Below are 10,980 nucleotides of genomic sequence, written 5' to 3'. Positions count from 1 at the left end.
AATTGCGGCCATGTCTGAAATCGCCCAACCCCTCTCTCAACTCCGGCTCGATGACTGGGGCGTGATCCGCGCCCTCGGCGCCGATGCCGCCAGCTTCCTGCACAGTCAGCTGACCCAGGATTTCGCGCTGCTCGACCGCGAGCACGCCCGCCTGGCCGGCTTCTGCACCGCCAAGGGGCGCTTGCTGGCGACGATGGTGGGCTGGAAACAGGGGGACGACGAGATCCTGCTGGCACTGCCCGCAGACACGCTGGCAGCGACGCTCAAGCGCCTGTCGATGTTCGTGCTGCGCGCCAAGTGCAAGCTGAGCGACGCGAGCGCCGAGTTCGCCATTCACGGCCTGCTGGGCGCGCCGGCCGCGCCCGCCTGGACGCTGTCCCGCGACGGCGACGCGGTGGACATCCGCTTGCCGGGCGAGGGCCGCGCGCTGCGCGTGCAGCCGGTGGGCAACCCCGCGCCGGGCGGTGCCGCGCTGACGGCCGATGACTGGGCCGCTGCCGAAGCCCGCGCGGGCGTGGCCTGGGTGCGCGGCGCCACCGTCGAGGCCTTCGTGCCGCAGATGATCAATTTCGAGCTGCTGGGCGGCGTGAACTTCAAGAAGGGCTGCTACCCCGGCCAGGAGATCGTGGCGCGCAGCCAGTACCGCGGCACGCTCAAGCGCCGGCTGCAGGTGTTCGAGACCGATGCCGCGGCCACGGTGGGTCAGGAGATCTTTCATAGCGCCGATCCGGAGCAGCCCGCCGGCGTCGTGGCCGGCAGCGGCTTGCATGATGGCCGCACGGTGCTCACCGCCGAGATCAAGCTCGCGGCGCTGGAGGGGGGCAGCCTTCACCTGGGTCACGCCGGTGGCGCGCTGCTGCAGCCGCGCCCCCTGCCCTACGAGATTCCGCCGCAGGACTGAGAAGCTGTGAACGAACCCGGCACGCCCGCTCACCCCGTCGCAACGTCGCCACTCGGCGTTGCAAATGCTCGCCGTAGCCCGAGCTACGGCTCCGTTTTGCGCCTTGACTGGCAGCGCCGCAGCGATCTGCTCGGCCGCACCGAGTCCATTCACAGCTTCTAATGCAGCTCTACGTCTACTACCGCATCGCCGCCGACAACGTCGACGCCGCCCTCATCGCCTTCCGCAAGGCCCGCGTCGAGGCGCCTCTCGAGTTGCTGCAACGGCCCGAGGCCAACGACGACGGCAGCTGGACGTGGATGGAGATCTACCCCGAAGGCTGGGGCCACCGCGAACCGACCGTGGCGGCGGCGATGGCGCAATGGCTGGCCAGCGAGCGCAAGGTCGAGCGGTTCGAGATGCTGGGCTGAAGTCCGTCCGCCAGCACATCGGCCGACGGGATCACTGCTGACGACGGCTGCGCAAACGTGCCAGCTCTTTGCCCACTTGATTGATGGGCTTGGACGGGCCGCACATGCTGAATTCGTACGGAGGCTTACCGTCGCCGAAGATCAGCCAGGCCCCTGGCAACTTGGCATCCAGGCGCTCGTCGGTCTTGCGCCTCCTGCTCACTTCCAGCCAAACCGGTCGATTGACCGCGCTGACACCGCATTGCCCTCCACCGATGGCGGAACGGATTGACAGCTCGCTGCCAACCTTTCGACTGCCTTTGAAGACTTCCGTGACAACGAAGATGGCGTCTTCTACAAACATGTCCCCGTTGACGTAGCCACTGATGTCGCCTGGCGTCAGCCGCGTTGACTGCACGCTTGCGACCATCACCTCGCTCGCCTGCTCGAAGTGACGATCCAGATTCTGTTTGTACTCATTCTGGGCTGGCCAGACACAACTGCAGCCCATAGCCGGGCCCTGAAGGAAAGCAAGTCCAGCAAGCGCCATGCGCAGCGCCCAACCGATGCGTAAGGGGCGCCGCACCAGGCTCATAGAGCCCTCACCATCTCCACATGCCCAATGCCCGCCTCCTCGAACGGCTGGCCGCGGCGCTGGAAGCCGGCGCGCACATAGAAGTTCTCGGCGGCCAGCTGGGCATGCAGCAGCACTTCGCGGTAGCCCTGCCGGCGGGCTTCGGCCATCAGGGCTTCCAGCACCTGCCGGCCGATCTGCGTGCCACGCATGGCGCGCAGCACGGCCATGCGGCCGATCTTGGCCACGCCGGGCACATGCTCCAGCAGCCGCCCCGTCGCCAGCGCCATGCCGAAACGGTTGCGCGCCAGCGCATGCAGGCAGCTGGCGTCGGCGCTGTCCCACTCCATGTCCGCCGGGATGTGCTGCTCCTCGACAAACACCTCACGGCGAATCGCCGTGGCCTCGGCGCCCAGCTCGGCCCAGCCGCCCAGCGTGACGTCCACGACCGGCTGGCCAGCCTCGAAATCCTGGATCAGGCCGCGCAACGGTGCGGGCAGCGGCGCGGGTGACTGCGTCGACGGGTCCGCGAACACATAGACCATCTCCGCCTGCACCAGCAACTGCTCGCCATGGAAGATGCCACCGTCCACCTTCATCGAGCTGTTGCCGAACTCGCGGCAGCGGATGCCGATGTCGAGCCGATCGTCGTAGCGGGCGGAGCCGCGGTAGTCCAGCATGGCCCGGCGCACATAGAGCTCACCGCCCAGGCTCTTCATCGTCGCGGTGTAGGGGATGGCCAGCGCGCGCCAATACCCGCTGACGGCGGTGTCCAGATAGGTCAGGTAGTGGCCATTGAAGACGATGCCCTGGGCATCGATCTCGGCCCAGCGCACGCGCAGCGGCTCGGTGTGGCGAAAGTCAGTGCGTTTCATGGTGGTGGAAGTGAGCGGGAGGTCGCCTGCGGGGCTGCGTTGCGCGCGCGCGAGTGCGTCATCGTGCACCCTCAAGTCGCCAGATGTTGCTTCAGACTGTCGGCGCAGGCATTGAGGGCAGTCAAGGCTTCGGGGATATAGCGCCCCATCTTGATGAAATCATGGGTGACGCCGCGATAGAGCTCCAGCTGCACTGACACGCCAGCAGCCCGCAGGGTGTCGGCGTAGGCGATGCCTTCGTCCACCAGCGGGTCGCATTCGGCCAGCACGACGCAGGCAGGCGCCAGGCCGGCGTGGTCGTCGGCCTCCAGCGGCGCAAAGCGCCAGTCGTGACGCTGATGACGGTCCAGGTAATGGCCGAAGAACCACTCGATGCTGGCGGCGTCGAGCAGGAAGCCGTTGGCGAACAGCCGGTGCGATGGCGTGTTCGGGAGGCTGGCAGTGCCCGGCGTGATCAGCAACTGCAGCTTCAGCGGCAGACCGCGGTCACGCGCGAAGAAGGCCGAGACCGCCGCCAGCGTGCCGCCGGCGCTGTCGCCCCCCACCGCCAGCCGCGAGCCGTCCAGCCCCAGCGTATGCGCGTGCTCGTGCACCCAGGCCAGCGCCGCCCAGGCGTCGTCCACGGCGGCGGGAAAGCGATGCTCGGGCGCGAGCCGGTAATCCAGCGACAGAACGGCAGCGCCGCTGCGCAATGCGAGCTGACGGCACAGGCTGTCGTGGGTTTCCAGGCCGCCGATCGTGAAGCCGCCGCCATGCAGATACAGCAGCACGGGCAACGCCGTGGCGGCCGGGGCGTACAGCCGGGCCGGCCGGCCGGCGACCTCCAGGTCTTCCACGCGCGGCAGCGGCGCGCGCGGCAGATCCAGGATCTCGGCGCCCATGCGGTAGGCGAGCCGGGCCTCGCCCGGCGTCAAGGTATGAAAGGGCGGCCGGTTGGCCCGATGGATGCGGTCGAGCACGCCGGCCATTCGCGGCGTCAGGAGTTGGGTGGGTGGGCTCATCGGGCTCGCATTGTCTGCCGACACGGCAGTCCCTCGACAACCTGCACACCCGGCCCGCGCTCGCCGACAGGCCGCGCCAGCCCGGCGCCGCGTCACCTGCATGACTTCCCGCACCGGCGGCCGAGCCTAGGATGCCCCATCATGGCGACTGCGGAGTCCACACGATGGCCCAGATCCTCTACCTGACCCGCATCGAGCTGGCCTTCGGTGCGCGCAGCCTGTTGCCGGCGGAATGCGAGCGTGCCGGCATGCGGCGGCCGTTGATCGTCACCGATGCCGGCGTGCGCGCGGCGGGCGTGCTGGACATGGCGCTCGGCGCGTTCACGCCGGCGCCGCCGGTGTTCGACCGCACGCCCCCCAACCCCACCGAGGCGGCCGTGCGGCAGGCCGTCGAGCAACTGCGCGAGCAGGGTTGCGACGGGCTGGTGGCGGTGGGCGGTGGCTCGGCCATCGACCTGGCCAAGGGCGTCGCCATCGCAGCCACGCATGCACCGCCGCTCAAGCGCTGGGCCACCATCGAGGGCGGCGCCGGCGACATCGGCAGCCAGGTCTTGCCCATCATCGCCGTGCCGACGACGGCCGGCACCGGCAGCGAGGTGGCGCGCGGGGCCATCCTCATCGTCGACGACGGTCGCAAGCTCGGCTTTCACAACTGGGTGCTGCTGCCCAAGGCCGCGATCTGCGACCCGGAGCTGACGCTCGCCCTGCCCGCCCACCTGACCGCCGCGACCGGCATGGACGCCATCGCGCATTGCATCGAGACCTTTCTCGCGCCGGCCTTCAACCCGGCGGCAGACGGCATCGCGCTGGAGGGCTTGCGCCGCGGCTGGGCCGCCATCGAACGGGCAACCCGCGACGGCCAGGACCGCGACGCGCGGCTCGACATGATGTGTGCCAGCGTGCATGGCGCGCTCGCGTTTCAGAAAGGGCTGGGCGCCGTGCACTCGCTGAGCCACGCGCTGGGCGGGCTGAACCCGAAGCTGCACCACGGCACGCTGAACGCGGTGTTCCTGCCCGCCGTCATCCGCTTCAATGCCCAGGCGCCGAGCGTCGCGGGCGAGCAGCGCATCGCGCGGCTGGCCCAGGCCATGGGGCTGGCCGGCAGCGGTGCGCACGCGGTGGCGGATGCGCTGCAGTCGATGAACCACCGGCTGGGCCTGCCGTCGGGCCTCGCGGCCATGGGGGTCGACCCGGCGCTGAACGAGCGCATCGTCGAGCTCGCGCTGCTGGATCACTGCCACAAGACCAACCCGCGCATTGCCAGCGCCGACGACTATCACGCGTTGTTGGCGGCCTCCCGCTGACCATCTGCAGCGCGCCTGTGGGGCCGTACCGACAGCGCCCGAGGTCGGGCGTCGCGTTCACCCAGCCAGCGTGACCGAAGTCCCACCCCGGCAGGCTTGTCACACTCAACTGGGCGCTAGCATGGTGGGTTATCGCGTCGCACGAAGCGCCCCACCGCGCAGAAAGAAATGATGAACAAGCTCTCGATCGGCAAGCGGCTCATGGCCGGCTTTGGCCTGGTGCTGGCGCTCGCCGCCGGCGTCATTCTGTTTGCGTCCTGGCACCTGACCGACATGGCCCGGGAGACCCACCAGATGATGGATGAGCCGCTCGCCAAGGAGCGCCTCATTTCAGACTGGAACCGCAACATCAATTCGGGCGTGCGCCGCACGATCGCCATCGCCAAGAGCGCCGACGCATCGATGGCCGACCTGTTCAAGGATGAGCAGATCCAGTCGAGCAAGGCCTCCGGCGAGATGCAGGAGAAGCTCAAGGGCATGGTCCGCTCGCCCGAAGAACAGAAGCTGTTCGATGCCGTCGGCGAATCCCGCAAGGTCTACCTCGAATCGCGCGACCAGATCACCAAGCTCAAGAAGGACGGCCAGGCCGACGCGGCTGACAAGCTGCTCAACGAGGTCTTCGTGCCCGGCTCCAAGGTCTACCTCGCGCGCATCCAGGAGTTCCTGGACCATCAGCGCAAGCAGATCGACAACACCGCAGCCCGCATCGACACCGCCAACCAGGACGGCAAGCTGATGCTGTGGGGCTTTGGCGTGCTGATGCTGGCACTCGGCGCAGCGGCGGCGTGGAGCATCACCCGCAGCATCATCGTGCCGCTGGGCGCCGCCAACGATCTCGCGGCCCGCGTGGCTGACGGCGACCTGCGGCGATCGGGCCAGGGCCTGGCGGCCGGTGCCGACGAGATCGGCCAGTTGCAGACGACCCTGCGCCGCATGCGCGACACGCTGTCCCAGACCATCGGCAGCATCCGCGACTCGGCCGAATCCATCGACACCGCCTCCACCGAGATCGCCAGCGGCAACCAGGACCTGAGCGCCCGCACCGAGAAGGCGGCCTCCAGCCTGCAGCAGACCGCCAGCGCGATGGAAGAACTCACCGGCACGGTGCAGCACTCGGCCGCGTCGGCTGGGCACGCCAACACGCTGGCCGTCTCGGCCGCCAACGTCGCCCAGCGCGGCGGCGACGTGGTGGCGCAGGTCGTGCAGACGATGGACGAGATCAACACGAGCTCGCGCAAGATCGCCGACATCATCGGTGTCATCGACGGCATCGCGTTCCAGACCAACATCCTGGCGCTGAACGCTGCCGTGGAAGCCGCGCGCGCCGGCGAGCAAGGGCGCGGCTTCGCGGTCGTGGCGGGTGAGGTGCGCTCGCTGGCCGGCCGCTCGGCGGATGCCGCGAAGGAGATCAAGAGCCTGATCGGCAGCAGCGTCGACCGCGTGGAAGCGGGCTCACGCCTGGTTGCCGAAGCCGGCAGCACGATGGAAGAGCTGGTCAGCGCCGTGCAGCGCGTGCGGGACATCATGGGCGAGATCACGACCGCCACCTCCGAGCAGTCGGACGGCATCGCCCAGGTCAACATCGCCATCTCTCAGCTCGACCAGGTCACGCAACAAAACGCAGCGCTCGTCGAGGAATCGACCGCCGCCGCCGAAAGCCTGCGCGAGCAGGCCGCCACGCTGAATGGCGCGGTCAAGATCTTCCAGGTTTCGCGCCGCTGAACGATCAGGGCTGCGCTGGGCGAGCCGAGCAGGTGTCGACGGGGCTCAGCAAGGTGATCGTCGAACAGAGTTGATCGGCGCCCCTCGGTGAGCGGCTACCGAACGGCTTGCACGGCCGCGCCGTGCGATGCCAGGGGTCGGCCCGTGCGCTGCGCTAACGCATCCCGTCAGGCGGCGGCCAAGGCGCTCATCGCGGCGGCATCGAGCGCCCCCTGGTAAAGGCGGAAGTCGTCGATCTTGCCCTTCAGGAAGGGATCGGTCGTGTACTGCGAGCGCCCGATCCAGCCGTCCATGCCAACGCCCAGACGGTACGGGGCGAAATGCATGTCCGGGTTGCTGCCCACAGGCAGTCCATTGACGTAGAGCGTCCCCACGCTGCCCGACAGCGTCACCGCCACATGCGTCCAGGTGCCCGTGGGCAGTGCAGCGTTGCCTGTGATGCCCTCGGCAACATAGCCATGTTCCGTGTCGATCGTGAACTGAGCGACGCCCGCCGCGTTGCACGCGGTGAGGAACATGGCGCGGCGCGGGCCCGAGCCGATGTCGAAGATGCGCGCCCAGCGCGTGGCTGCATCGAGGTAGACCCATGCAGCGATGGTGAAGTCGCTCAGGTCCTTGACGATCTCGGCCGGCAGCGTGACGTGGTCGTTGACGCCGTCGAGCGCCCAGGCAGCGCCGGGCCCGCGGCCTGCCGTCCATCCGGCTGCTTTCGTGACCTGGCTGGCCGGCCAGCGCCCCGTGGCGTCTGCGACCGTGAGGCCCGCGCCTTCATCGAACTTCAGATGCAGTGACAACTGGGGAACCATGGAGACAGCCACCTCGTTGGAGGCCCCGCTTTCACCGGTGGCGTTGACGGCGGTGACGACATACCAGAGCGACCCTGCGGGCGCGGCATCCGTCCACGTGAGCAGGTCGCCAATGCCGTTGGCCACGACCGTGTAGGGCCCGCCGGCGCGCGTGGCGCGCTTGACGTTGTAGGAAACGGCGTCAGGCGTCCCCCACCACGACAACTCCACCTGGCTTGCCCGGCGCCGTGCGGTCAACCCGCTCGGGCTGCCGCCCAGCACCGCGTCGCGGGCGAACGTGAGCGAGCCGAAACCCAGCTGGTCGCCGTTACCGCCGTCAGACTCGGGGCGCATTTGCAGGGCCATCTGGCGGGTGTAGGCGGCGGCGACGCCCAGGCGACCTTCATAGTGGTGCAGCACCGACTCAAAGACAGGACGCATGCTGCCTTGGCCAGCCGCAGAAACGCCCGTGGACACGCCCTGCTTGTTGGCATACCTGAGATAGGGAAGGCTGTAGAAGGCGCCGCTCGCATCCTTCAGGTTGGACTTGGCCACGTACTCCACGCCGCTGAGGTAGCGGCGGTTGTCGTAGCTGTAGAAGTCGTCGCCCTGGTTCCAGGCCATCTCCATGAACGCACCGGCCAGGCCCACGCCCAGCGTGGCGTGCCCCTGGTCTCGCCCGCTTTCCTGTGCCTGGCCAAGATAGCCCGGGTGGACGTGGTAGACCGCCTGCAGCCCTGCCCCGTTGCCCTGACCGTGGCGGTAGTAGTGGGTGGCCTCGTCGTAGAGATCCTCGCGATCGCACAGCACGCCGACGGCCAGCACGCACGCCATCGCGCATTGGTCCCAGTTGGCCCAGTAATTCGTGATGACGGCGTCGTTGTGCTCCCGCAGGAAGCGGCTGCTCAGCGGGTAGAACACCTCGAGCATCATCTGCTGGAAGCGTTTGAAGTCGGATGCCGCCCAGCCCGGGTAGGTGCGCATGATCTCGGCGGCATTGGCGAATTGCCAGCCGTAGATGCCCGCCGCCAGGTAGCGGTCGGCGTTGCCGGTGATGCTGGTCAACGTCGACGACCAGGCGTTGAGAAAGACCACGGCTCGGTCGGCATAGCGGGTGTCGCCCGAGACCTTCCAGCGCAGTGCCAACTGGTAGCTGCGGGCAATGTCGATATAGAGCTGCGCGAAATTCGATCCATCCCCGCCTCGCACCACCGTGGCCAAGGGACGCGGCACCCCGCCCAGCTGGCTGCGGCCGCTGGATTGCAGCGCAGTCCAGCCGTCGAGCCACGGCTGGGCCTGGGCAGCCACCTTCTCCCGCATCCGCGCGAAATCGGCCTCGGTGTGCAGCAGGCCGGGATGAACAAAGGTGCGTGCCGTCGTCGGTGCAGTCGTTGGTGCAGGTGCCGGTGCCGGTGTTGCGGCTGGCTGCCCACTGTCATCGCCATCGCCCACCTGATTGCCGTCTTGGCAACCCGTGAACACGGACAGCATGGGGGCGACGCCCAGCGCCTTCAGCACGGCGCGCCGGTTGCTCGCGAGGTCAGTTTTTCTCGTTGTCATGTTGACGCGGGTGGTCGAGCATCGGCCCCCGTCCAGTGTTCACGCCCAGGCGGATCAGCCCCGCCATGTCACCCTGCCCCGCGCTTGAAGCGCATGGGCCGGTGACGCGCTGTACGTGGCCCATCGTTGTGCTCCTTGGCCGTTCAGTCCACGAGGGTGGTGATGCTCTTGGCCGGCAGGGAGATCGAGAACATGTTGCCGCTGACGCCGATGGCCGCCTGCTTCTCGAACGTCGCCGTCGCAGTCGTGCGGTACGGCGTCAGGCTCGTCAGCGTGCGGCCTGCCGGCGTGATCGACGTGGTCAGCGTGACGTCCGTCGCGTTCTCGTTCACGAGCACCACGACCGCCTTGCCGGGCGCCGAACCCGCCGGTGTGCCGTACGCCGACACGCGCACGCCCTTTTGCGGCAAGGCGGTCGTGTCGTAGCGCACATAGCCCGGGCGGATGAAGTACGAGAAGTGCTTCATGCCCAGGCCGAAGTACGTCGGCTTGCCCGCGCTGGTGATCAGCCCGGTGGGCGTCGAGTCGTTGGAGTTGACCAGCCACCAGTGCACGTAGGCGTTGTATTGCGCCACCGTCATCCCGTCGTGGATCTCCTTGGCCAGCGCGATGGCGTCGTCGATGCTGGTCTGCCACGCGGTCTTGCTGGATGACTTGTTGACGGAGTCCAGGAAGTGCTCGGTCATCCAGAGCTCCTTGCCGAGCTTGGCCGCCGAGCTGGCGTAGTCCGGCTGTGCGCCGTACAAGTGCCCGCCGATGATGCCGAGGTTGTTGGCGGCCTTGGCGTCGGCCATCAGCGCGTCGGTGGCGGTGGGCACATAGCCCAGCGATTCCGGCGCCATGAGCTTGGCCGTGGTGCCGGCGACCGCCGTCGCGCCTTGCTCGCCGATGAAGGTCTTCAGTTCGTCGGCGTTCCACAGGCAGGACTCGTAGTCCTTCGGGTCCCAGTCGGGCTCGTTCTGCACCGACACGGCGTAGAGGTTGACGTTGCGCGTGGCGGCATAGCGCACGTAGGCGTTCAGGTACTGCGCATACGCCGCGTACATCGTCGGGTTGAGCCGGCCGCTGTAGAGCGGGTTGGGCCGCTCCTTGTTGACGATCTTCATGCTGGCCGGGGGCGACCACGGCGAGGCGAACACCAGGGCGCCGCGCGCCTGGGCACCGGCGCCGTTGACGAGCTCGGCGGTCCACTGCGTGGTGTCGGCCGTCTTGGTGGCCGCGTTCCACTCGGCCGGCGCGATGCGCAGCCGCATGATGCTCAGCCCGAGGCTGTCGGGCAGGCCTGTGCCGAACAGCACGTTGAGCCGGTCATCGGCGAGCTTGTTGTAGTACCAGGCCGCCGAGCCGCCGAAGCCCTTGATCGTCTGCTTCGCGTCGCCGAAGTCGATGACCGCCGCGCTGGACAGCGGCTTGATGGTCAGCGTGGTGCTCGCCACCGAGGTGGTGTAGTGCGCCGTGTCCTTGGGCACGAAGGTGGCCATGACGACGGCGCTGCCGGGCGTGGCGGTGGTGGCCGCACTCAGGGGCTTGCCGTCTGCGGTCACGTAGGACGCCGCATCGAACGAGCCCTGCACGCCGTACAGCACGGTCGGGGCCGGCGTGATCTGCGCCGCCGTGAGCACGGAGCCTTGCAGGACTGCGGCCGGCACATCCCAACGCACGCCGGGATGGGCTTTGTTCACCGTCAACTTGCGCGTGATGGTGCTGGCCGCGTAACGGGTCTTGTCCTGCGGCGTGAACGTCACCGACAGCGTCTGCACACCGACTTCCAGCTTCGCCCCCGCGGCCGGCGAGTAGCTGAACGTGCCGGCGACATCGGTGCTGGCGTTCAGTTGCACCGTGCTCAGCGTCGTGCCCCATTCGATGGCC

General features: G+C 68.3%; 9 protein-coding genes. 4 read left to right on the top strand and 5 right to left on the bottom strand.

Translation table 11 applies throughout. The features are described 5' to 3' along the window. Positions 1 to 10 precede the first annotated feature (10 nt). Together ygfZ and ACG00X_RS21200 are read left to right on the top strand one after the other, a co-directional pair. A complete protein-coding gene (gene ygfZ, locus ACG00X_RS21205; RefSeq protein WP_394491273.1) occupies positions 11 to 901 on the top strand; it encodes a CAF17-like 4Fe-4S cluster assembly/insertion protein YgfZ in 891 nt (296 codons plus the stop codon). Positions 902 to 1,062: 161 nt separating this feature from the next. Continuing rightward, positions 1,063 to 1,311, top strand: coding sequence for a DUF4936 family protein (locus ACG00X_RS21200; RefSeq protein WP_394491271.1), 249 nt, complete (start codon positions 1,063 to 1,065; stop codon positions 1,309 to 1,311). 31 nt (positions 1,312 to 1,342) lie between these two features. On the opposite strand, the gene ACG00X_RS21195 is transcribed toward ACG00X_RS21200, so the two are convergent. The 3 genes from ACG00X_RS21195 to ACG00X_RS21185 all read right to left on the bottom strand — a co-directional run bounded on the left by ACG00X_RS21195 (position 1,343) and on the right by ACG00X_RS21185 (position 3,707). Next, a complete protein-coding gene (locus tag ACG00X_RS21195; RefSeq protein WP_394491269.1) occupies positions 1,343 to 1,885 on the bottom strand; it encodes a hypothetical protein in 543 nt (180 codons plus the stop codon). Beyond that, entirely contained in the window at positions 1,882 to 2,739 is an 858-nt protein-coding gene (locus ACG00X_RS21190; RefSeq protein ID WP_394491267.1) for a YbgC/FadM family acyl-CoA thioesterase, read from the bottom strand. Before ACG00X_RS21190 ends, ACG00X_RS21195 begins: the two co-directional genes overlap by 4 nt. Positions 2,740 to 2,810: 71 nt before the next feature. Next, positions 2,811 to 3,707, bottom strand: a complete 897-nt coding sequence (locus tag ACG00X_RS21185) for an alpha/beta hydrolase (protein WP_419964738.1) — start codon at positions 3,705 to 3,707, stop codon at positions 2,811 to 2,813. A 197-nt stretch (positions 3,708 to 3,904) separates the two neighbouring features. On the opposite strand from ACG00X_RS21185, the gene ACG00X_RS21180 reads away from it, so the two are divergent. Together ACG00X_RS21180 and ACG00X_RS21175 are read left to right on the top strand one after the other, a co-directional pair. Further along, on the top strand, positions 3,905 to 5,044 hold the full coding sequence (locus ACG00X_RS21180; RefSeq protein ID WP_394491262.1) for an iron-containing alcohol dehydrogenase: 1,140 nt from the start codon (positions 3,905 to 3,907) through the stop codon (positions 5,042 to 5,044). A gap of 171 nt (positions 5,045 to 5,215) precedes the next feature. Further along, positions 5,216 to 6,766, top strand: coding sequence for a methyl-accepting chemotaxis protein (locus tag ACG00X_RS21175; protein ID WP_394491260.1), 1,551 nt, complete (start codon positions 5,216 to 5,218; stop codon positions 6,764 to 6,766). 167 nt (positions 6,767 to 6,933) lie between these two features. On the opposite strand, the gene ACG00X_RS21170 is transcribed toward ACG00X_RS21175, so the two are convergent. Then, a complete protein-coding gene (locus ACG00X_RS21170; protein WP_394491258.1) occupies positions 6,934 to 9,111 on the bottom strand; it encodes a LamG-like jellyroll fold domain-containing protein in 2,178 nt (725 codons plus the stop codon). Positions 9,112 to 9,254: 143 nt separating this feature from the next. Further along, on the bottom strand, positions 9,255 to 10,949 hold the full coding sequence (locus ACG00X_RS21165; protein ID WP_394491256.1) for a glycoside hydrolase: 1,695 nt from the start codon (positions 10,947 to 10,949) through the stop codon (positions 9,255 to 9,257). Positions 10,950 to 10,980: the final 31 nt, after the last annotated feature.

It is taken from the genome of Pelomonas nitida, from assembly GCF_043555975.1.
Taxonomy (GTDB): Bacteria; Pseudomonadota; Gammaproteobacteria; order Burkholderiales; family Burkholderiaceae_C; genus Pelomonas; species Pelomonas nitida.
The sequence above is the reverse complement of the archived record's forward strand: the minus strand, read 5'-3'. Positions and strand labels throughout refer to the sequence as shown.

Bases quoted from the DNA above. Each gene is read 5' to 3' on its own strand.
- ygfZ (WP_394491273.1), top strand. From the start codon at position 11: ATGTCTGAAATCGCCCAACCCCTCTCTCAACTCCGGCTCGATGACTGG.
- ACG00X_RS21200 (WP_394491271.1), top strand. From the start codon at position 1,063: ATGCAGCTCTACGTCTACTACCGCATCGCCGCCGACAACGTCGACGCC.
- ACG00X_RS21195 (WP_394491269.1), bottom strand. From the start codon at position 1,885: ATGAGCCTGGTGCGGCGCCCCTTACGCATCGGTTGGGCGCTGCGCATG.
- ACG00X_RS21190 (WP_394491267.1), bottom strand. From the start codon at position 2,739: ATGAAACGCACTGACTTTCGCCACACCGAGCCGCTGCGCGTGCGCTGG.
- ACG00X_RS21185 (WP_419964738.1), bottom strand. From the start codon at position 3,707: ATGGCCGGCGTGCTCGACCGCATCCATCGGGCCAACCGGCCGCCCTTT.
- ACG00X_RS21180 (WP_394491262.1), top strand. From the start codon at position 3,905: ATGGCCCAGATCCTCTACCTGACCCGCATCGAGCTGGCCTTCGGTGCG.
- ACG00X_RS21175 (WP_394491260.1), top strand. From the start codon at position 5,216: ATGAACAAGCTCTCGATCGGCAAGCGGCTCATGGCCGGCTTTGGCCTG.
- ACG00X_RS21170 (WP_394491258.1), bottom strand. From the start codon at position 9,111: ATGACAACGAGAAAAACTGACCTCGCGAGCAACCGGCGCGCCGTGCTG.